This window comes from Micromonospora sp. WMMA1949 (genome assembly GCF_027460145.1).
Taxonomy (GTDB): domain Bacteria; phylum Actinomycetota; class Actinomycetes; order Mycobacteriales; family Micromonosporaceae; genus Micromonospora.
In genome coordinates, this window is record NZ_JAPZBG010000001.1 from 1,338,426 (window position 1) to 1,358,650 (window position 20,225).

A 20,225-nucleotide genomic window follows, 5' to 3' on the forward strand; every position below is an offset into this window, starting at 1 on the left:
TGGTGTGCGGTCAGGGCAGGCGGGAGAACCACCGCAGCGAACCGGCCGCGGCGCCCATGGCCAGGACCAGTCCGAGGCCGATGAAGCGGGCCGAGATGTCCTGCCGCTCGGTGCGGTAGCCGACCGAGGTGCCGATGTCCTCGTAGACGTCCTTCAGCTCGGCGGTGGTGGACGCCTCGTGGAAGCCGCCGCCGGTCTGCTCGGCGACCGCCCGCAGCGTCTGGCCGTCCACCGGCACCTGGATCGCGCGGCCGCCCCTGTCGACCGAGCCGCCCGGGGTGCCGAAGGAGATGGTGTGCACCGGCACCTTCGCGGCGACCGCCTGGTCGGCGGCCTCCATCGGGTCCATGCCGGAGGTGTTCGCGCCGTCGGAGAGGATGATGATCCGGGCCGGTGGCGGATCCTTGGCGGCGGTGGCGTCCAGGCTCTTGACCGCGCCCAGCGAGGTGCTGATCGCCTCGCCGATGGCGGTGCCCTGCACGCCGGTGATGCCTTCGGCCAGCCGCCCGATCCCGTCGTGCAGCGCCTCCCGGTCGGTGCTCGGCGGCACCAGCACGGCCGCGCTGCCGGCGAACGCGACGAGCCCGACGTTGAACTCGTCCGGGAGCCCGTCGACGAACCGGCGGCCCGCCTCCTTGGCCGCGCTCAACCGGTCCGGGTCCACGTCACCGGCGAGCATCGAGGTGGAGACGTCCACCGCCACCATCACGGTGGCCCGCTCCCGGGGCACCCGCACCTCCGCCTCGGGCCGGGCGAACCCGACCACCAGCAGCGCGAGCATGCCGAGGAACAGGCCCGCCGGGACGTGCCGCCGCCAGGCCGGGCGGCGCGGGGCGACCCGGTCGAGCAGGCGCAGGTTGGTGAAGCGCACCGCGTACCGGCTCTGCCGCCGTTGCAGCACCAGATAGCCGGCGACGAGCGCGACGACGGCGAGCAGCAGCCAGAGACGGGCGGGTGACTGCCAGGTCATGCGACACCTCCGCGGGCGGCGGCCGGCACGGTGGCCAGCCGGCGCTGCTCGTGCACGTACCGGACGACGTCCGCACACCAGTCCCGGTCGGTGCGCAGCGCCAGGTGGGTCGCGCCGGCCCGGCGCAGCGTGCGGCGCACCTGGTCGCGCTGCTCGGCGGCGGCGCGCGCGTACCGCTCGCGCAGGCCCGGGTCGCCGGTCCACACCTCGCGGTGCCGGCCGCTCTCCGGGTCGACGAGCGTGATCAGGCCGACGTCCGGCAGTTCCAGCTCGCGCGGGTCGGTCACCTCGACCGCGAGCACCTGGTGACGTACCGCGAGGCGGCGCAGCGCGGCCGCCCACGGCGGCGGCGCGGCGTCCGGGTCGTCGGGCAGCTCGTCGAGGAAGTCGGAGACGATCACCACGAGCCCGCGCCGGGTGGCCACGCGCTGGAGGCCGTCCAGCCCGTCGACCAGGCCCGGCGCCGCGTCCCGCGGGCCCGCGCCGGCCGCGCCCGCGCCGCCGGAGTCCGGCAGGTCGCCGGTACGCGGGGCGCCGAGCAGCGCGCGGAGCAGCCCGAGCAGATGGGTGCGCCCGCTGCGGGCCGGGAACCGGCGCAGCCCGTCCGAGGTGAGCACCTGAGCGCCGAGCCGGTTGCCGACCCCGGCGGTGAGGAAGCCGACCGCCGCGACGGCGGCCACCGCCAGTTCCCGTTTGTCCAGCGTGGACGTGCCGTACTCCATGCTGGGGCTGGCGTCGACGAGCAGCCAGGTGGTCAGTTCCCGGTCCGCGTCGACCTCCCGTACGTGCGGCACCGTGGTCCGGGCGGTGACCGCCCAGTCCATCCGTCGTACCTCGTCCTCGCCGGGCCGGTACTCGCGGCTGCCAGCCGCCTCGCTGCCGGGACCGGGGAGCAGCCCCCGGTACCGCCCGTGCAGCAGGCCGTCGAGCCGTCGGGTCACCGTCAGCTCCAGCCGGCGCAGCCGCTGGTCCGGGGCGAGGTCGGCGAGCCCCGGTTCGGCTCCGCCGGTCATGCCGCCGCCAGGTCGTTCATCGTCTCGGTGGGGCCGTTCACCAGCCGGGGAGGCGGCACCGCCTCGATCACGCGGCGCACCACGTCCTCGCCGGAGATCCCGTCGGCGATCGCGTCGAAGGAGAGCACGAGCCGGTGCGCCAGCACGTCCACCGCCAGTTCCCGGATGTCCTCGGGGAGCACGTAGTCCCGTCCGTGGATCAGCGCCTGCGCTCGGGCGGCGGCCACCAGGCCGAGCGTGGCCCGGGGGCTGGCCCCGTACGCCAGCAGGGGCGCGACGTCGGGCAGGCCGAAGCGTTCCGGGTCGCGGGTGGCGAGGATGAGCCGGACCACGTACTCGGCGAGCGCGTGGTGGACGAAGACGTCGGTGGCGCGGCGCTGGAGGTCGCGCAGCCGGGTCGGGTCGAGCACGGTACTCGCGGTGGGCCGCTCGGTGCTCATCCGGTAGAGGATGGCCAGCTCGTCGGCGTCGCTCGGGTAGTCGACCACGACCTTCATCAGGAAGCGGTCGCGCTGCGCCTCGGGGAGCTGATAGACGCCCTCGGACTCGATCGGGTTCTGGGTGGCCAGGACGAGGAACGGGTCCGGTACCGGCCAGCTCCGGCCGGCGATGGAGACCTGCCGCTCGGCCATCGCCTCGAGAAGCGCCGACTGCACCTTGGCCGGGGCCCGGTTGATCTCGTCGGCGAGCACCAGGTTCGCCATGATCGGCCCCAGCTCCACGTCGAACTGCTCGGTGGAGGCGCGGTAGATGCGGGTGCCGACGATGTCGGAGGGAACCAGGTCGGGGGTGAACTGGATGCGGGAGAACGTGCCACCGACCACTGTGGCGAGCGTCTGCGCCGCCAGCGTCTTGGCCACCCCCGGGACGCCCTCCAGCAGGCAGTGGCCGTCGGCGATCAGGGCGGTGAGCAGGCGGTCGACGAGCCGATCCTGCCCGACGATCACGCGTTTGACCTCGACGAGGGTCTGTTCCAGCTCGACGCCACTCGCGTCGGCGTCGACCGGGCTGAGCACGCTGGCCGGGGTGTCCGAGATGTCCGTCACGGTGCTTGCTTCCCGTGCCGGACCGGCGACAAACGTCGGATTATCGGCCCCTGGCCGGTGGTCGGCGGGCCGGACCGGCAGCATCTCCCCAGTCGGGCGGGAACGGCACGAAGCGGTGCGCCACCGGCCGGACCGGTACGGAACACGACACCGGCCCCCGCCGGAGCGGGGGCCGGTGCGGGGCCGGACGGGTCAGTTGGCGATGACCAGGTGGAACGGCCGGTCCGAGGCGCTGCCGGAGGAGCTGCGCGTCTGCACGAAGACGGCGTTCGGGGTCAGCGTGCGGGGCGCTACCGACACCTCACCGGCCGGCGGCACGTTCGCCGTGTCGTTCGTGCCGATCGTCGCCACGTACGCCTTGGCGGACACGTTGTAGTCCAGCAGCACCTGGTACTGCCCGGCGGACACCCCGACGCCCGGGGTGAACCGGAACGAGGACACCACGTTGCCGGAGTGCTGCAGCAGCGTGCCGTTGGCCGCCACGACGGCCCAGGCGACCTGGCCGGCCGCCGGCGGGGCCAGGGTGGCCCGCATCGCGGTCCGGGCGGCCTGCCGCTCGGCGGCGGTCACCGGCGGCTGGGCCGTGGAGTGCCGGGGGCCGGGCTGCGGCTTCGCCTCGGACTGGGCGGCCGCGGCGATCCCGCCACCGGCCAGGCTCAGCGACAGCGCGGCGAGCGCCACCACCGTCGCCTTGCGCTTGAAGAATGTGGCCATGAGTTCTCCCTTTGTAGACCGTGGTGATACGGCGACTGCGCGGGAAATTGCGGATCATCGAATATCCGCCAGGGAGCGCACCGCTTGTGAGCTGGCCTTACTACAGAGAGTCGCGACGTCTCAACCAGGTGGAACCTAGCACCGGAAAATGCGGGCGGTCAATAGCACTATTGCGTGTCCGACCGATCCGCAAAGCTGCCCGAAATTGCGAGGAACAATTCACGAAATTGTTTCGGAGGGCACCACGCCGACCCGGCTCCGGGTAGCCTGACCCTCATGATCACCATGGCGGGTCCACCCCGGGCGGGCACCCGGGGCGGCCGCCTGGCCACCGCCGCGTGCTGGCTCGCGGTCGCGCCGGTCGCCGCGTGGGCACTGGTACGCCTGACCGGGCTGGAACGCGGTCCACTGGTGCTGGCGATCGCGTTCACGCCGTACGTCGCCGCCGTGGCACCGGTCGTGGCGGTGGCGGCGCTCGCCCTGCGGCGCCGCGCGCCGGCGGTGGTCGCGGTGCTGGCCGCGGTGGCGCTGATCGGCGCGGTGGCGCCCCGCGCGATCCCCGGCGACCGGCCCGCCGCCGACGGGCCGACGCTGCGGCTGCTCACCGCCAACCTGCGCCTCGGCTCGGCCGACCCGGCGGCGCTGGTGGACCTGGTCCGGAACCGCCGGGTCGACGTGCTCACGGTGCAGGAACTCACCCCGCCGCTGGCGGCCGAGCTGGACCGGCTCGGCCTGGCCACGCTGCTGCCGCACCGGTCGCTGAGCCCGGAGGTCGGCTCGACCGGCTCCGGCGTGTACGCCCGGCACCCGCTGCGCGACACCGGTCACCGGCGCAACCAGGGGTTCTTCTTCACCCAGGCGTACGCGACGGTGGTGGTGCCGGGGGCGCCGCCGCTGCGGGTGGAGTCGGCGCACCCGGCCGCGCCGTACGCCCTCGACGTGGTGCCGGACTGGTGGACCGACCAGCGCGCCCAGCCGCCGGCCACCCCGCACGGCGGGCTGAGCGTGCTGGCCGGGGACTTCAACGCCACGCTCGACCACGCCGCGCTGCGGGACCTGATCGCCACCGGCTACACCGACGCGGCGGACGCGGCCGGAGCCGGGTTCGGCGGCACCTGGGGCCCGTACGACGGCGACCCGATCCCGCCGGTCACCATCGACCACGTGCTCGTCGACCGGCGCATCGCGGTGCGCGCCGCCGGCACCCATCCGGTGCCGGGGAGCGACCACCGCGCGCTGCTGGCCGAGCTGCGCCTGCCCGCCGGATGAGTCAGGCCGCCGTCCCGCCCGCCACCCGGGCCCGGTCCAGGCCGTAGGTGAGCGCGTCGACAAGGGCGTGCCAGCTCGCCTCGACCACGTTCGGGTGCACGCCCACAGTGGTCCAGTCGCGGCCGACGCCGGCGGTCTCCACCAGCACGCGCGTCACCGCGCCGGTGCCGTGGCTGCCCTCCAGGATGCGGACCTTGTAGTCGGCCAGCTCGAAGTCGCGCAGCTCCGGGTAGTGCCGGGCCAGGCCGACCCGCAGCGCCTCGTCCAGCGCGTTGACCGGGCCGTTGCCCTCGGCGGTGGCGATCACCCGCTCACCGCGTACCCGGATCTTCACCGTCGCCTCGGAGACCACGGCGCCGTCCTCCCGGTGCTCGACGATCACCCGGTACGACTCCAGCGCGAACGGCCGGGCCGGCGCGGCATCCGGCAGCTCGGAGCGGACCAGCAGCTCGAACGAGGCGTCGGCGGCCTCGAACGACCAGCCGTCGGCCTCCAGCTCCTTGACCCGCCCGGTGACCCGGGACAGGGTGTCCGGATGGCCGGCCAGGTCCAGACCGAGCTCACGGCTCTTGAGCTCGATGCTGGCCCGGCCGGCCATCTCGGTCACCAGGATCCGCATGTCGTTGCCCACCACAGTGGGTTCCACGTGGTTGTAGAGCAACGGGTCGACCTTGATCGCGCTCGCGTGCAGCCCCGCCTTGTGAGCGAAGGCGGCGGCCCCGACGTAGGCCTGGTGGGTGTCGGGGGCGATGTTGGCGATCTCGGCGATGGCGTGCGAGACCCGCACCATCTGTTCCAGGCAGCCCTCCGGTAGGACGGGCATGCCCAGCTTGAGCTGAAGATTGGCGACGATCGCGAAGATGTCGGCGTTGCCGGGGCGTTCGCCGTACCCGTTGGCGGTGCCCTGGACGTGCCGGACGCCCGCCTCGACCGCGGCGATCGTGTTGGCGACGGCGCAGGCGGTGTCGTTCTGCGCGTGCATGCCGAGGCGTTCCGGCGCGATCCCGGTCCGCGCCACCAGTTGCTCGACCACGGCGGTGACCTGGGAGGGCAGCATGCCGCCGTTGGTGTCGCAGAGCACGAAGCGCTCGGCGCCGGCGGCCAGCGCGGTCTCCGCCACGGCCGAGGTGTAGCCGGGGTCGAACCGGAACCCGTCGAAGCAGTGCTCCCCGTCGACGAAGACGCGCCGCCCCTGCGCCACCAGGTACGACACGGTGTCGCGGATCATGGCGAGGTTCTCCTCGGCGGTGGTGCGCAGCGCCCGCTCCACGTGCCGCAGGTCCGCCTTGGCGACCAGGGCCACGGCCGGGGTCTGTGCGTCGAGCAGGCCGCGCACCTGCGGGTCGTCCTCGACCGCGAGGCCCGCCTTGCGGGTGGCTCCGAAGGCGACCAGGATCGCGTGCCGCAGCTCCAGCTCGGTGCGGGCGCGGCGGAAGAACTCGGTGTCCTTGGGCACCGCGCCCGGCCAGCCGCCCTCGATGAAGCCGACTCCGAGGTCGTCGAGCAGGCGGGCCACCGCCAGCTTGTCGACCACCGAGTACGTGAGCCCTTCGCGCTGCGCGCCGTCGCGCAACGTCGTGTCGTACACCTGGAACGTCATCGGAGTCCTCTTCTCGTGCCCTGGGGAGCAAACAAAAAGACCCCCCGCGGATGCGGGAGGTCTGCGCGCTCGGCGAGGGAAGGCCGGCGCGCTAGCTGCTAATGATCAGGACGAAGCTGGTCACGACCCGTACTCTGCCACCCCGCCCCGGGTTTTGGGAGGCGAAACCCATATTCCGGGACGACAGCCCGCGCGACGCTCGACGCCGAGGCGCTCCTCGCCGGCGCCGGGGCCTGACCATGGGTCTCGACGCGATCAAGGCGGGCCTGCCCGAGTACGCCAAGGACATCCGGCTCAACCTCGGCTCCACCATCACCACCTCGACGCTGAAGCCGGAGCAGGCGTGGGGCACCGCCCTGGCCTGCGCGGTGGCGGCCCGCAACCCGGTGGTGCTGCGGGAGATCGCCGCCGAGGCGGCCGGTCACCTCACCCCCGAGGCGGTCGAGGCCGCCAAGGGCGCGGCGGCGGTCATGGCGATGAACAACGTCTACTACCGGGCCAAGCACCTGATCGGCGACGAGCAGTACGCGTCGCTGCCGGCCCGGCTGCGGATGCAGATCATCGCCCGCCCCGGCGTGGAGAAGACCGACTTCGAGCTGTGGTGCCTCGCCGTCTCGGCGATCACCGGCTGCGGCGTCTGCCTGGAGTCGCACGAGAAGACGCTGCGCGCCGCCGGGTTCAGCCGTGAGCAGGTGCACGAGGGGCTGCGGATCGCCGCCGTCGTCCACGCCGCCGCGGTGACCCTGGACGCGGAGGCCGCACTGGCCTGATCCACCGGCCCGCGCGCCCCGACCGGCACCGCGCGGGCCGGCCCTCCGGCGGTTGACCCCCGGACAGCGTGGGTAACCCTCCCGACTGATGACGGCGCCGCGACGGCCGCGGCCCTGGAGGACGGGAGGCGGCACATGGACGAACTGGACCCGCGCGCCACGCACGGCGGCACCGAGCCGATCCTCGACGACGGCCGGGGCGCGGTCGCCGGCGGCGCTCCGGCCGGTGCCTTCGACCCGTGGCGTTACCGCGACGAGGCGGGTGTGGCGAGCGCCGACCTGACCGGCTACAAGGTCGAGGCCACCGACGGCGCGATCGGCAAGATCGACCGGGCGAGCCACGAGGTGGACGACAGCTACCTGGTCGTGGACACCGGGCCGTGGATCTTCGGCAAGAAGGTGATGCTCCCGGCCGGCACCGTGAACCACGTCGACCACGACGCCCGCACCGTGCACGTCGACCGGGAGAAGGACCAGATCAAGGCCGCTCCCGAGTACGACGAGTCCAGCCACGCCGACCCGGGCTTCCGGGACCGGCTGGGCGGCTACTACGGCGAGAACCACTCGGCGCTGCCGCCGGACGTACCGCCGCGCATCTGACACCTCGGCGACGGCCGGCGGGGACGTACATACGCCCCGCCGGCCGTTACCGTGTCAGATGTGGACGCTCCCGAGAGCCCCTTCCCCGCCCTGTTCAACTTCCGCGACGTCGGCGGCTACGCCGCCGGTGACGGGCGCACCGTCCGCCGTGGCCGGCTCTACCGCTCCGACTCGCTGCACCGCATCGACGAGACCGACCGGACCGCGTTCACCGCGCTCGGCATCCGCACCGTGATCGACCTGCGCCGGCCGTCCGAGGTGGAACGCGACGGGCGGGTGCCCGACTACGACGGCCTGACCTACCGGCACATCCACCCCGAGCACGCAGACTGGGGCGCGAACCGGTTCGACGACTCCGGCGTCAGCCTGGCCCGCTACCTGGCCGACCGGTACGCCGACCTGGCGCGTACCGGCACCGCCGGGCTCGCCGAGGCGGTCGGGCTGATCGCCGATAGCGCCAACGCCCCGGTGGTGGTGCACTGCGTCGCCGGCAAGGACCGCACCGGCATCGTCTGCGCGCTCACGCTCTCCGTGCTCGGGGTGCCCGACGAGGACGTGATCGCCGACTACGCGCTCAGCACCGCCGCGTCGCGGCGCTTCACGGAGTGGGTCCGGGCCACGCTGCCGGACGCGGAGGAACCGCCGCCGCCGTTCCTGGAGTCACCGGCCGAGACGATGGAGCTGTTCCTCACGGAGTTGCGCACCGGCTACGGCTCCGTCGAGGGCTACCTGACCCACGCCGGCGTCACCGACGCGCAGCTGGAGTCTCTGCGCACCCACCTGCTGGACTGACCTGCCCCGCGGTGATCGAGGAGCGAACCCCTCGATCACCGCGAAGGGCCGTCAGAGGACCCGGGTGACCCAGCCGTGCGGGTCGGCGGCGCGGCCGCGCTGGATGTCGACGAGCTTCTGCCGCAACGCCATCGTGGCCCGGCCCGGCTCGCCGCCGCCCACGAGGAACTCGCCGTCGGGGAAGCGCACGCCGCCGATCGGGGTGATCACGGCGGCGGTGCCGCAGGCGAACACCTCGCGCAGCCGGCCGCTCGCCGCGTCGGCCCGCCAGTCGTCGAAGCTGACCGGCGCCTCCCGCACCTCGTGCCCGGCCTCGGCAGCCAGGGTGAGGATCGCGTCGCGGGTGATGCCCGGCAGGATCGTGCCGCCCAGCGGCGGGGTGACGATGCTGCCGTCGTCGTAGACGAAGAAGACGTTCATGCCGCCCAGCTCGTCGACGTACCGCCGCTGCACCGCGTCCAGGAACACCACCTGGTCGCAGCCGGCCTCGATCGCCTCGGCCTGCGCGGCGAGCGAGGCGGCGTAGTTGCCGCCGCACTTGGCCGCGCCGGTGCCGCCGGGCGCGGCCCGGGTGTAGTCCGGCGAGACCCAGACCGTCACCGGCTTCACGCCACCGGCGAAGTACGCCCCGGCGGGCGAGGCGATGACGCAGTAGAGGTATTCGTTGGCCGGGCGCACCCCGAGGAAGACCTCGCTGGCGAACATGAACGGACGCAGGTAGAGGCTGGCGTCCTCGTGCTCGGGAATCCACGCCTGGTCGATCTCGACCAGGCGGCGCAGCGACTCCACGAACGTCTCCCCCGGCAGCTCCGGCATGGCCAGCCGGCGGGCGGACGCGTTGAACCGGGCCGCGTTGGCCTCCGGGCGGAACATCGTCACCGCGTCACCGGTGCGGTACGCCTTCAGCCCCTCGAAGATCTCCTGCGCGTAGTGCAGCACGGCCGCGGCCGGGTCCATCGGGATCGGCGCGCGTGCCTCCAGGCGGGCGTCGTACCAGCCCTTGCCCTCGGCGTAGCGGATGGTGACCATGTGATCGGTGAACACCCGGCCGAAGCCCGGGTTCGCCAGCAGGGCGGCCCGGTCGGCGGCGGATACCGGCGCGGGATTCGGACGGATCTCGAAATCGAGCATGTCACCACCGCTCATCGCGCTGACCTCCCTGCGGGTTGACGGCATGCGGGATCGCACGCCGACGTCACTGGTGCCAGAAACTTACCCCGAACGGTCGTTCAGCGGATAGCTCCGCCCCGGCGGAAGCGACGCGCCGGACGGTCGGGTGGGCCCGGTGACGGGTCTGGCGGCCCGGTACCGGGCCGCCAGGAAGGTCGGCCCGGTCAGGCTACGGCGTACGCGGCGAGCCGGTCGCCGACCTCCTCGGTGCGCAGCGGCGCTCCCGGCGTACGCGCGGCCAGCTCGGTGCCGACCGCGGCGGTGACCCGGGCGGCGGCGTCGGCGTGGCCGAGCTGGTCCAGCAGCAGCGCGGCGGACAGCACCGCGGCGACCGGGTCGGCGACGCCCTGGCCGGCGATGTCCGGCGCCGAGCCGTGCACCGGCTCGAACATCGACGGGTAGCGCCCCTCGGGGTTGATGCAGCCGCTGGCCGCGAGCCCGATGCCACCGGTCACGGCGGCGGCGATGTCGGTGAGGATGTCGCCGAACAGGTTGTCGGTGACCACCACGTCGTACCGGGACGGGTTCGTCACCAGGAACATCGCGGCGGCGTCGATGTGCTGGTACTCCGTGGTCACGTCCGGGTGCTCGGCGGCCACCGCGGCGAAGGCCCGCGCCCAGAGCGACCCGGCGTGGGTGAGCACGTTGGTCTTGTGCACGAGCGTGACCTTGCGCCGCTCCCGGCGGCCGGCGCGGGCGAACGCGTCGCGGATCACCCGCTCGACGCCGTGCCGGGTGTTCAGGCTCTCCTCGGTGGCCACCTCGGCCGGGGTGTCCCGGTGCAGCGCGCCGCCGGCGCCCGCGTACAGCCCCTCGGTGCCCTCGCGGACCACCACGAGGTCGACCTCGCCGGGCTTGACCGCGGCGAGCGGGCCGGCGACGCCGGGCCAGAGCCGGGACGGGCGCAGGTTGACGTACTGGTCGAAGGCGAACCGCAGCTTGAGCAGCAGGCCGCGCTCCAGCACGCCCGGCGGCACCGTCGGGTCGCCCACCGCGCCGAGCAGGATCGCGTCGTGACCGGCCAGCTCGTCGAGGACGGAGTCGGGCAGCACCTCGCCGGTGCGGTGATAGCGCGCCGCGCCCAGGTCGTACTCGGTGGCCTCGATCCCGGGCACCACCGCGTCGAGGACCTTGCGGGCCTGCGCGACCACCTCGGGTCCGATGCCGTCGCCGGCCACCACCGCGATGTGTGCCACCTGAGGCTCCTCGTCTCGTCGTTAGGCGCAACCGTACGTCGCCGTCCCGGCCCCCGGTACGAATCTTCCAACATCCGGGACGGTGAATCACAGGAGGCTCCCAGCCGACACTCATGGTGCGGTCATCTCCACTGCTTAGGGTCGGGGTCACGGGTCGACGGGGGCCCGGAATCCGGCACCGCCGCGACGCGGCGGCGACCACCGAGGGGGCAGGTGTCATGCGGATCGAGCACCGGCGAGCCCACTGGGCGGACGAACAACCACGTACCCGTTGGATCGACCAGTCCGCGTTCCGCCCGCTCCGGCCGGACCTGCACCTGGGCGCCAACCACCGCGTCGAGCGGGCCGGCACCGCGACCTCCGGCCGGATCAGCGTCCGGCACACGGTGACCACCTCGACCGCCGACTACACCCTGCTGCTCAACGCGCCGGAGTGGTTCGGCCACCGGGCGGTGAGCGAGGCGCTGCGTGACGCCGTCGCCGAGCTGCGCGCCGTCGACCTCACCTACGGCCCGAACCGGCCGGACAGCCTCGTGTCCCGGCTGCGCCGCGAGGAGATCAGCCCCGACTCGTACCCCCCGCTGGCCGACCTGATCGACCTCTGCGCCGCGATGCGGGCGGCGACCGACGGCTGGTTCGACGCCTGGGCGGTGCCCGGCGGCTTCGACCCGGGCGGCCTGCTCGGCGGCTGGGCGGTGGAGCGGGCCGCGGCGCGGTTGCGCGCCGCCGGCATCCACGACTACGCCGTGCTCACCGGCGCCGACCTGACGGTACGCGGACACGCGGCGCACGGCGGGCCGTGGCGCGTCGCGGTGCACCACCCCACCGACACCCGGCGCACGCCCGTCGTGCTGGAGATGACCACGGGCTCGGTCGGCACCTCCGGCGTCACCGGCCGCCGCGGGCACGTCGTCGACCCGCACACCGGGGAGCCGACCGACCGGCTGGTGGCCGCCACCGTGCTCGGGCCGAACCTGGCAGTCGCCGACGCCTACGCCACCGCCCTGTACGCCGCCGGACCGGCCGGGCTGGCCTGGTTCCGCCACGACGCGGACTACCGCCCCCTGTTCGCGCACCACCGGCGCTGATCTGCTGTCTGGCGCGGAGCGCGATCGGCCCCCACGGTCTCGGCAACGACCGTGAGGGCCGGTCAGCGACGAGTGCGCGTGGCTCGCGCAATCGAGGGGTGCGGGCCGAGGGGCCGGGCGCCCGACCGCGCCACCCGAAGACGGGCCGGGGATCGACTCAGCGGAAACCGCATCGGTACGCTAGCGAATCGACGCAACTCGAGGCAAGAGTCTCCACAGCGGACGTCGCGGGAACGATGTCGGCAATCAGCGGTGAACGCACGGTGGGGCAGAGGTGACGGGCCCGGCCCGGGATGGCACGCTGTCCGCCGTGAGTTTCGATCTGAGCGTGTGGGCCCTGCCGAACGGGGCGACACCGGAGCAGGTGCGGGCGGCCGTGCAGCAGTGCCGCGAGGGCTGGCACAGCGAGCAGCACCCCGATCCGCGACTCGTCGCCTTCTACCGGGCGATCACCGCGAGCTACCCGGACCGTCCGGCCCGGCCGGATACGCCGTGGGAGGTGGCGCCGTTGCACACGGCCGCCGACCACATCGAGATGAACCTGCATCCGACCTGCCCGGATCAGGTCCTGCTGGACATCGAGCGGCTGGCCGGCGAGCACGACCTGATGCTCTTCGACGCGCAGGACGGCTCGGTCTACCCGCCACCGGCCCGCGTCCGTTCCTGACCCACCGGAACGACGAAGGGCCCGGCCGATGCGGCCGGGCCCCGATCCGTCTGCGTCCGGACTACTCGTCGCGCAGGTCGGCCGCGCTGGCCGCGACCGCGCCGATCGAGTCGGCCGCGGAGGTGAGCAGGTCGGCGCCGAGCGCCTGGTCGACGGTGAGCGTCATCAGCGTCTCACCACCGGCCTCGCGGCGGGCCACCTGCATGGCGGCGATGTTGACGCCGGCCTCGCCGAGCAGGGTGCCGACGGTGCCGACCACGCCGGGCCGGTCGGCGTAGCGCAGGAAGACCAGGATGCCCTCCGCGCCGATCTCCACGTCGAAACCGTCCACCTCGGTCAACTTGAACACGTCGCGGGTGCCGGTGTGCGCCACGGTGCCGGAGACGCGGACGGTGCGCCCGTCCGGCAGCGCCCCGCGCACGGTCACCAGGTTCGGGTGGTCGACCGTCTCGCCCGGCGTGGCGAGCGTGACCTCGACACCCCGCTCGGCCGCCAGGTGCGGCGCGTTGACGTAGGTGACCTGCTCCTCCACCACGGAGCTGAACAGCCCCTTGGTCGCGGCGAGCTTGAGCACCGACACGTCGTGGGCGGCGATCTCGCCGCGCACCTCGACGGTGACGCTGGCGGCCACCCCGCCGGCCAGGGCGGTGAACGCCCGGCCCAGCTTCTCGGCCAGCGGCAGGAGCGGGCGGACGTCCTCGGCGACCACGCCGCCGGCCTGCACGTTCACCGCGTCCGGGACGAACTCGCCCTGCAGCGCGAGCTTGACGCTCTTGGCCACCGCGAGGCCGGCCTTGTCCTGCGCCTCGTTCGTGGAGGCGCCCAGGTGCGGGGTGGCCACCACGTTGTCGAAGGCGAACAGCGGCGAGGAGGTGCACGGTTCCTTGGCGTACACGTCGACGCCGGCGCCGGCGACCCGGCCCTCCGCGATCGCGTCGGCGAGCGCCTGCTCGTCGACCAGACCGCCCCGGGCCGCGTTGACGATCCGGACGCCCGGCTTGACGATCGCCAGTTCCTTCTCGCCGATCAGGCCGACCGTCTCCGGCGTCTTCGGCAGGTGGATCGAGATGAAGTCGCTCTCCCGCAGCAGCTCCTCCAGCCCGACCAGGCGGACACCGAGCTGCGCGGCGCGGGCCGGCTGGATGTACGGGTCGTACGCGATCAGCCGGGTGCCGAACGCGGCGATGCGCTGCGCGAAGAGCACGCCGATACGGCCGAGGCCGACCACGCCCACGGTCTTGCCCTGGATCTCGACGCCGGTGTACTTGGACCGCTTCCACTCCCCCGCCTTGAGCGCGGCGCTGGCGCTGGCGGTGTTGCGGGCCACGGCGAGCAGCAGCGCGAGGGCCTGCTCGGCGGCGGAGACGATGTTGGAGGTGGGAGCGTTGACGACCATGACGCCACGTGCCGTGGCGGCGGGCACCTCGACGTTGTCCAGCCCGACGCCAGCCCGGGCGACCACCTTCAGCCGCGGCGCGGCGGCGATCGCCTCGGCGTCGATCTGGGTGGCGCTGCGTACGATCACCGCGTCGGCCTCGGAGAGGGCGGAGAGCAGAGCGGGGCGGTCGGTGCCGTCCACGTGGCGCACGTCGAAGTCGTGCGCGAGCACCTCGATGGCGGCGGGGGCGAGTTCTTCGGCGATCAGTACGACAGGATTCATCGGTCCTCGTAGACGCTCGGTAATGGTTCGGCCTGGGGCGCCGGGACGCCGCGCTGCGCCCTGCGCCGATCCGTGCCACGGCCGTCGGGTGCGCTCGGGCACCACACCAAGGATGGTAGGTGGCTGCTCGCCCGGCGTGTCCCGGAGTGCGGGGTGAGGGCCCTCACACAGGCCCGTCGCACGCTTGTCATCCCCCGTTCACCGGACGCCGCGCTGGCAGCAGCCCGCTACAACGGGAGCTGTCGTCACGAGGGAGGAAGCGCCGATGTCGGTGGTCGTCCGGATCGCGCTGCTGCGGCCGATGGCTCGGCTCGACCCGGTCGACTGGGGGCCGAGGCTGGCCGAGGCGTTGATCACCCGGTCCCAGGTGGTGAGCGCCCTACGGGGCGGAACGGCCCGGCGGACGGCCGCCGCCGACGAGGCGGTGGCGCTCTGCCGCCGGCTGGTCGCCGACCCCGCGGATCGGCACCGGACGACTCTGGCCCGGGCGCTGGTGGCCCGCGCCGGCGTGCCGGACGTCCGTCCCACGACCGTGGTCACCGCCGAGCTCACCGAGGCGATCGGGTACGTCGAGGGATCGTCCGATCGGCTCGGGCTCGTGGCGCTCGCCACCGCTCGGTTGCTGCTCGCCCGGCGCCGGAGCCAGCTCGGCGAGGTTCGGGAGGCGCTCGCGTTGGCGCGGCTGGCGTTGCGCGCCTGGGCCGACGCGGAACCGCTCACCGCCGACGACCGGGCGCGGCGGATCAACACCCTGCTGGTCGTCGCGGAGTGCGCGCAGACGCTGGAGCGGCACGACGAAGCGCTCGACGTCCGCCGGCAGGCCCGGGACGCGTACCGTGCGTTGCCCTGGCGGTACCGGCTCCGCTGGAAGGGCCTGGACGCCGCAACAGCGGTGCCACTCGCGTCCAGCATGGCCGCGGACGGTCGGCACCGGGAGGCGCTGGACCTGCTGACCGCCGCCGACCTGGCGCTGGAGCTGACCCGCTCCGTCACACCGGAGCCCGGACACGTCCTCTCCGCCCGAGCGCTGCTGGTGGAGTCGCTGTGCCGGCAGGCCATGGGAGAGGTCGACGCGGCCGAGCGGACCGTCGTCCGGGCGGTCGACCTTCTCCGGCCCTGGGTCGGCCGAATTCCCGACGGAGGCGGAGCCCACCTGGCCTCCGCGCTACGGGCCCACGGCGCTCTGCTGCTGGAGACGGGCCGAGCGGACGAGGGCGTCGCCCGCCTCGAAGAGGCAGCCGAGGTGGCGCGCGAAGTCGGGGACATCGAGCGGGCGCGGTCACTGGTGTCGCTCGTCTGGGCGCGGATGACTGCCGGGGCGTGGGACGACGTGGAGCCGCTCCTTGCGGAGTTGCTGCCGCTGTGCCGGCGGCGGGCCGACGACCTGCCCGAGGTGTTCCGCCCGCTGCTCGTCACAGGCCTGTACCTCGTCACGAGAATGACCGACTCCAGACGGGGCGACGCGGAGCCGCCGCCGCCCGGCACCCGGATCTCCGGCCTGACCGGGACGGCGGCCGGACGGGAGGCGGTCGCGCTGGCCCGGGCACTCGTGACCGGACAACCGGCCCACCGCACGGTGCTGCGTTCCACCCTGTTCGGCCTGGTACGAGTCCTGCGCCGGTCCGGTGACGTGGCGGGAGCAGCCGACGCGATGCGGGAGTGCGTGGCCGTGCTCCGGGAACTGGCCGACGAGGATCCGGCCCACCGGGCCGACCTCTCCCGCGCCCTGGGCGTTCTCGGCCTACATCTGGACGAGCTGGGCCGGCTCGACGAGGCGTACGACGCGCACCGCGAGTCGGTGGAGCAGGCTCGTGCGGTGGACGGCGGGCTGCCGCCCGCGGAGATGGCCGACGCGCTGCGCGACCTGGGCAGATCACTGGCTGCGCTCGGCCGCTTGGAGGAAGCCGGGCGGGCGCACGCCGAGGCGGACCGGCTGCCGGCCACCTGACCGGCGGTGGGCGGAGCGGACTGCGGCCGGCGGCCCGACGCCGGGGAGAGCGTCGGGTCGCGGGCCGCACGTGGGGAGGGCTCAGGCGGTCTCGGTGATCGGCCGGTCGACCCAGCTCATCATGCCGCGCAGCTTCTGCCCGGTCTCCTCGATCGGGTGCGCCGCGCCCTCGGCCTGCCACTTGGCGAAGTTCGGCCGGCCGGCCTCGTCCTCGGCCACCCACTCGCGGGCGAACTCGCCGGACTGGATCTCGCCGAGGATCTTGCGCATCTCGTCCTTGACCCGGGAGTCGATGACGCGCGGGCCACGCGACAGGTCGCCGTACTCGGCGGTGTCGGAGATGCTGTAGCGCATCCGGGCGATGCCGCCCTCGTACATCAGGTCGACGATGAGCTTCAGCTCGTGCAGGCACTCGAAGTAGGCCACCTCGGGCGCGTAGCCGGCCTCGGTGAGCACCTCGAAACCGGTCTGCACCAGCGCCGCCGCGCCACCGCACAGCACCGCCTGCTCGCCGAACAGGTCGGTCTCGGTCTCCTCGGTGAACGTGGTCCGGATCGCACCGGCCCGGGTGCCGCCGATCGCCTTGGCGTACGCCAGGGCCAGGCCGAACGCGTTGCCGCTGGCGTCCTGCTCGACGGCGACCAGGCAGGGCACGCCCTTGCCGTCGACGTACTGGCGGCGCACCAGGTGACCGGGGCCCTTCGGGGCGACCATCGCCACGTCCACGTCGGCCGGGGGCTTGATCAGGCCGTACCGGATGTTGAAGCCGTGCCCGAAGAACAGCGCCTTGCCCGCGGCCAGGTTCGGCGCGATGGCCTCGGCGTAGATGTGCCGCTGGGCGGTGTCCGGCGCCAGGATCATGATCACGTCGGCCTCGGCCGCCGCCTCGGCGGGAGTGAGCACCCGCAGGCCCTGCTCCTCGGCCTTCGGCCGGCTCTTCGACCCGGCGGGCAGGCCGATCACCACGTCGACGCCGGAGTCGCGCAGCGACAGCGCGTGCGCGTGGCCCTGGCTGCCGTACCCGATCACGGCGACCTTGCGGCCCTGGATCAGGCCCAGGTCGGCGTCGTCGTCGTAGAACACCTCAACGCTCATTGACTTCCCTTTCGTACGGCGGTGCCCGTCGGCCCGTCGAAAAACTTGTGGGTACGGATCAGGCGGCGCGCAGGGCCGGGCCGGCGGTGATGGCCCGCGAACCCCGCCCGATGGCCACGGTGCCGGACTGGACCATCTCCTTGATCCCGAACGGCTCCAGGTCGCGCAGCAGCGCGTCGAGCTTGTCCGGCGTGCCGGTGGCCTCGATGGTCAGCGTGTCCGGCGCGACGTCGACCACCCGGGCGCGGAACAGGCCGACCGTCTCCAGCACCTGCGCGCGGGCCGTGCGGTCGGCGCGGACCTTGACCAGCAGCAGCTCCCGCGCCACCGACACCTGCGGGTCCAGCTCCACGATCTTGAGCACGTTGACCAGCTTGTTGAGCTGCTTGGTCACCTGCTCTAACGGCGAGGACTCGGCGTTGACCACGATGGTGATGCGGGAGACGTCCGGGTTCTCGGTCTCGCCCACGGCGAGGCTGTCGATGTTGAACCCGCGCCGGGAGAACAGCCCGGAGACCCGGGCGAGGACACCCGGCTTGTTCTCCACGAGCACGGACAGCGTGTGCATAGTCATTTAGAGTTCGTCCTCGTCGAACGCGGGGCGCACACCCCTGGCGAACATGATCTCGTCGTTGCTGGTGCCGGCGGCGACCATCGGCCAGACCATCGCGTCCTTGCCGACCACGAAGTCGATGACCACCGGCGCGTCGTTGATCGCCATGGCCGCCTCGATGGTCTTGTCCACGTCGGCGGCGTTCTCGCAGCGCAGTCCGACGCAGCCCAGGGCCTCGGCGAGCTTGACGAAGTCCGGGATGCGGTGCTTGTGGGTGCCCAGCTCGGTGTTGGAGTAGCGCTCCCCGTAGAACAGGGTCTGCCACTGCCGCACCATGCCCAGGTTGCCGTTGTTGATCACGGCCACCTTGATCGGGATGCCCTCCAGGGCGCAGGTGGCCAGCTCCTGGTTGGTCATCTGGAAGCAGCCGTCGCCGTCGACCGCCCACACCGTGGTGTCCGGCTTGCCGACCTTGGCTCCCATCGCGGCCGGGACGGCGTAGCCCATGGTGCCCAGGCCACCGGAGTTGAGCCAGGTGTGCGGCTTCTCGTACGAGATGAACTGGCTGGCCCACATCTGGTGCTGGCCGACGCCCGCCACGTAGACCGCGTCCGGGCCGGCGATCTCGCCCAGCCGCTTGATCACGTACTGCGGGGAGAGCGTGCCGTCGGCCGGCTCCTCGAAGCCGAGCGGGTAGCGCTCGCGCAGGTCGTCGAGCTGGGCCCACCAGTCGGTCAGGTCCACCGACGGGTGCGCGGCCTGCTCGGCGGTGACCGCCGCGATCAGCTCGTCGATGACGTGCCGCGCGTCGCCCACGATCGGGACGTCGGCGTGCCGGTTCTTGCCGATCTCGGCCGGGTCGATGTCGGCGTGCACCACTGTCGCGTCCGGCGCGAACGAGTCGAGCCGGCCGGTCACCCGGTCGTCGAAGCGGGAGCCCAGCGCCACGATCAGGTCGGCCTTCTGCAGGCCGTAGACCGCGGCGACGGTGCCGTGCATGCCGGGCATGCCCAGGTGCTGGCGGTGCGAGTCGGGGAACGCGCCCAGCGCCATCAGCGTGGTGACCACCGGGATGCCGGTCTGCTCGGCCAGCTTGCGCAGCCCCTCGGTGGCGCCGGCCTTGAGCACGCCGCCGCCGACGTAGAGGACCGGGCGACGGGCCGAGGTCATCAGCCGGGCCGCCTCGCGGATCTGCTTGCCGTGCGGGTGCAGCGTCGGGCGGTAGCCGGGCAGGTCGAGCGTGGGCGGCCAGGAGAAGGTCGCCGGCGCCTGGAGCACGTCCTTGGGGATGTCGACGAGCACCGGGCCGGGGCGGCCGGTCGCGGCCAGGTGGAACGCCTCGGCCAGCACGCGGGGGATCTCGTCGGCGGTCTGCACCAGGAAGTTGTGCTTGGTGATCGGCAGCGTGATGCCCTGGATGTCCGCCTCCTGGAAGGCGTCCGTGCCGATCGACGGCCGGGCCACCTGCCCGGTGATCGCCACCATCGGGACCGAGTCCATGTACGCGTCGGCGATCGGCGTCACCAGGTTCGTCGCGCCCGGACCGGAGGTGGCGATGCACACACCGACCCGGCCGGTGGCCTGCGCGTAGCCGGTGGCCGCGTGCCCGGCGCCCTGCTCGTGCCGGACCAGGATGTGCCGGACCGTGGAGTCGTAGAGCGGGTCATAGGCGGGCAGGATCGCGCCGCCCGGAATGCCGAAGACCACGTCGACGCCGAGCGCCTCGAGCGACCGCACGAGCGAACCGGCGCCCGAGACCTGCGCGGTGGCGGGCTCCCGTACGGGCGTCTCGGTGGTGGCGGCCGCCGGAACGGTACGGCCGGAGCGGGCGGCGGGGTCGGAGTCACCGGCCGCGCCGGTGCCGGAACGGGCACGGCGGGCGGAGTGGGCGAGGGTCTCTGGCGTGGGTCTCGTCATGGCGGTTCAAGCCTTCGGAAGTGAGTGGGTGACGCGCTTCTCAGGATGGGACGGCGAGGTCCCGGCGATGGTCCGACGGCAACAAAAAAGCCCACGTGCAGGATGCACGGGGCCAGCGCACTCTCGGTGGGAGAGTGCGCTCAGGTAAGTACTCGCG

At 73.3% G+C, this 20,225-nt stretch carries 18 protein-coding genes; 7 read left to right on the top strand and 11 right to left on the bottom strand.

Annotated elements, in window-relative coordinates:
- Positions 1–10: 10 nt before the first annotated feature.
- The 4 genes from O7607_RS06015 to O7607_RS06030 form a co-directional block, all read right to left on the bottom strand.
- Positions 11–970 carry a VWA domain-containing protein gene (locus O7607_RS06015; protein WP_269701584.1) on the bottom strand — a complete coding sequence of 320 codons (960 nt, stop codon included), beginning with the start codon at positions 968–970 and terminating at the stop codon, positions 11–13.
- A complete protein-coding gene (locus O7607_RS06020; protein ID WP_269701586.1) occupies positions 967–1,983 on the bottom strand; it encodes a DUF58 domain-containing protein in 1,017 nt (338 codons plus the stop codon). Before O7607_RS06020 ends, O7607_RS06015 begins: the two co-directional genes overlap by 4 nt.
- The gene (locus O7607_RS06025; protein ID WP_269701587.1) at positions 1,980–3,029 is read right to left on the bottom strand and encodes an AAA family ATPase; all 1,050 of its coding nucleotides are present in this window, start codon (positions 3,027–3,029) and stop codon (positions 1,980–1,982) included. The genes O7607_RS06020 and O7607_RS06025 overlap by 4 nt, the downstream gene beginning before the upstream one ends.
- Before the next feature lie 192 nt (positions 3,030–3,221).
- Positions 3,222–3,743: a hypothetical protein gene (locus O7607_RS06030; protein ID WP_269701589.1), complete on the bottom strand. Its 522-nt coding sequence runs from the start codon at positions 3,741–3,743 to the stop codon at positions 3,222–3,224.
- A 285-nt stretch (positions 3,744–4,028) separates the two neighbouring features.
- On the opposite strand from O7607_RS06030, the gene O7607_RS06035 reads away from it, so the two are divergent.
- Positions 4,029–5,012 (top strand): endonuclease/exonuclease/phosphatase family protein, encoded by a 984-nt coding sequence (locus O7607_RS06035; RefSeq protein ID WP_269706902.1) that lies wholly within the window; start codon positions 4,029–4,031, stop codon positions 5,010–5,012.
- 1 nt (position 5,013) lies between these two features.
- Here the strand turns inward: O7607_RS06035 and cimA are convergent, their stop codons facing one another.
- Positions 5,014–6,612: a citramalate synthase gene (cimA, locus tag O7607_RS06040; RefSeq protein ID WP_269701591.1), complete on the bottom strand. Its 1,599-nt coding sequence runs from the start codon at positions 6,610–6,612 to the stop codon at positions 5,014–5,016.
- Positions 6,613–6,851: 239 nt separating this feature from the next.
- On the opposite strand from cimA, the gene O7607_RS06045 reads away from it, so the two are divergent.
- The 3 genes from O7607_RS06045 (at position 6,852) to O7607_RS06055 (ending at position 8,774) form a co-directional block, all read left to right on the top strand.
- Positions 6,852–7,382 (top strand): carboxymuconolactone decarboxylase family protein, encoded by a 531-nt coding sequence (locus tag O7607_RS06045; RefSeq protein WP_013284513.1) that lies wholly within the window; start codon positions 6,852–6,854, stop codon positions 7,380–7,382.
- A 135-nt stretch (positions 7,383–7,517) separates the two neighbouring features.
- Positions 7,518–7,982, top strand: a complete 465-nt coding sequence (locus O7607_RS06050) for a PRC-barrel domain containing protein (RefSeq protein ID WP_269701593.1) — start codon at positions 7,518–7,520, stop codon at positions 7,980–7,982.
- A gap of 51 nt (positions 7,983–8,033) precedes the next feature.
- A complete protein-coding gene (locus tag O7607_RS06055) occupies positions 8,034–8,774 on the top strand; it encodes a tyrosine-protein phosphatase (RefSeq protein WP_269701595.1) in 741 nt (246 codons plus the stop codon).
- Positions 8,775–8,825: 51 nt separating this feature from the next.
- Here the strand turns inward: O7607_RS06055 and O7607_RS06060 are convergent, their stop codons facing one another.
- Both O7607_RS06060 and O7607_RS06065 read right to left on the bottom strand, forming a co-directional pair.
- Complete coding sequence (locus tag O7607_RS06060; protein WP_269701596.1) at positions 8,826–9,920, bottom strand: branched-chain amino acid aminotransferase; 1,095 nt, start codon at positions 9,918–9,920, stop codon at positions 8,826–8,828.
- A gap of 188 nt (positions 9,921–10,108) precedes the next feature.
- Positions 10,109–11,140 (bottom strand): 3-isopropylmalate dehydrogenase, encoded by a 1,032-nt coding sequence (locus tag O7607_RS06065; protein ID WP_269701597.1) that lies wholly within the window; start codon positions 11,138–11,140, stop codon positions 10,109–10,111.
- A gap of 218 nt (positions 11,141–11,358) precedes the next feature.
- Between O7607_RS06065 and O7607_RS06070 the strand changes: the two genes are divergently transcribed.
- Positions 11,359–12,228: an FAD:protein FMN transferase gene (locus O7607_RS06070; protein WP_269701599.1), complete on the top strand. Its 870-nt coding sequence runs from the start codon at positions 11,359–11,361 to the stop codon at positions 12,226–12,228.
- A gap of 310 nt (positions 12,229–12,538) precedes the next feature.
- Positions 12,539–12,895 (top strand): hypothetical protein, encoded by a 357-nt coding sequence (locus O7607_RS06075; RefSeq protein WP_269701601.1) that lies wholly within the window; start codon positions 12,539–12,541, stop codon positions 12,893–12,895.
- 61 nt (positions 12,896–12,956) lie between these two features.
- Here O7607_RS06075 and serA read toward each other — a convergent pair whose 3' ends face one another.
- The gene (gene serA / locus O7607_RS06080; RefSeq protein WP_269701603.1) at positions 12,957–14,555 is read right to left on the bottom strand and encodes a phosphoglycerate dehydrogenase; all 1,599 of its coding nucleotides are present in this window, start codon (positions 14,553–14,555) and stop codon (positions 12,957–12,959) included.
- A 265-nt stretch (positions 14,556–14,820) separates the two neighbouring features.
- Here serA and O7607_RS06085 point away from each other — a divergent pair, with 265 nt between their 5' ends.
- On the top strand, positions 14,821–16,503 hold the full coding sequence (locus O7607_RS06085; RefSeq protein ID WP_269701605.1) for a tetratricopeptide repeat protein: 1,683 nt from the start codon (positions 14,821–14,823) through the stop codon (positions 16,501–16,503).
- A gap of 81 nt (positions 16,504–16,584) precedes the next feature.
- Here O7607_RS06085 and ilvC read toward each other — a convergent pair whose 3' ends face one another.
- The 3 genes from ilvC to O7607_RS06100 are packed head-to-tail and all read right to left on the bottom strand — an operon-like array spanning position 16,585 to position 20,068.
- Complete coding sequence (gene ilvC / locus O7607_RS06090; protein ID WP_269701606.1) at positions 16,585–17,598, bottom strand: ketol-acid reductoisomerase; 1,014 nt, start codon at positions 17,596–17,598, stop codon at positions 16,585–16,587.
- 58 nt (positions 17,599–17,656) lie between these two features.
- The gene (gene ilvN / locus O7607_RS06095; RefSeq protein ID WP_018786257.1) at positions 17,657–18,172 is read right to left on the bottom strand and encodes an acetolactate synthase small subunit; all 516 of its coding nucleotides are present in this window, start codon (positions 18,170–18,172) and stop codon (positions 17,657–17,659) included.
- A complete protein-coding gene (locus O7607_RS06100; protein ID WP_269701607.1) occupies positions 18,173–20,068 on the bottom strand; it encodes an acetolactate synthase large subunit in 1,896 nt (631 codons plus the stop codon).
- Between the last annotated feature and the right edge of the window lie 157 nt (positions 20,069–20,225).

Excerpts from the sequence above, each read along its gene's own strand:
- O7607_RS06015 (WP_269701584.1), bottom strand. The coding sequence starts at position 970 with ATGACCTGGCAGTCACCCGCCCGTCTCTGGCTGCTGCTCGCCGTCGTC.
- O7607_RS06020 (WP_269701586.1), bottom strand. The coding sequence starts at position 1,983 with ATGACCGGCGGAGCCGAACCGGGGCTCGCCGACCTCGCCCCGGACCAG.
- O7607_RS06030 (WP_269701589.1), bottom strand. The coding sequence starts at position 3,743 with ATGGCCACATTCTTCAAGCGCAAGGCGACGGTGGTGGCGCTCGCCGCG.
- O7607_RS06035 (WP_269706902.1), top strand. The coding sequence starts at position 4,029 with ATGGCGGGTCCACCCCGGGCGGGCACCCGGGGCGGCCGCCTGGCCACC.
- cimA (WP_269701591.1), bottom strand. The coding sequence starts at position 6,612 with ATGACGTTCCAGGTGTACGACACGACGTTGCGCGACGGCGCGCAGCGC.
- O7607_RS06045 (WP_013284513.1), top strand. The coding sequence starts at position 6,852 with ATGGGTCTCGACGCGATCAAGGCGGGCCTGCCCGAGTACGCCAAGGAC.
- O7607_RS06050 (WP_269701593.1), top strand. The coding sequence starts at position 7,518 with ATGGACGAACTGGACCCGCGCGCCACGCACGGCGGCACCGAGCCGATC.
- O7607_RS06060 (WP_269701596.1), bottom strand. The coding sequence starts at position 9,920 with ATGAGCGGTGGTGACATGCTCGATTTCGAGATCCGTCCGAATCCCGCG.
- O7607_RS06070 (WP_269701599.1), top strand. The coding sequence starts at position 11,359 with ATGCGGATCGAGCACCGGCGAGCCCACTGGGCGGACGAACAACCACGT.
- serA (WP_269701603.1), bottom strand. The coding sequence starts at position 14,555 with ATGAATCCTGTCGTACTGATCGCCGAAGAACTCGCCCCCGCCGCCATC.
- O7607_RS06085 (WP_269701605.1), top strand. The coding sequence starts at position 14,821 with ATGTCGGTGGTCGTCCGGATCGCGCTGCTGCGGCCGATGGCTCGGCTC.
- ilvC (WP_269701606.1), bottom strand. The coding sequence starts at position 17,598 with ATGAGCGTTGAGGTGTTCTACGACGACGACGCCGACCTGGGCCTGATC.
- ilvN (WP_018786257.1), bottom strand. The coding sequence starts at position 18,172 with ATGACTATGCACACGCTGTCCGTGCTCGTGGAGAACAAGCCGGGTGTC.
- O7607_RS06100 (WP_269701607.1), bottom strand. The coding sequence starts at position 20,068 with ATGACGAGACCCACGCCAGAGACCCTCGCCCACTCCGCCCGCCGTGCC.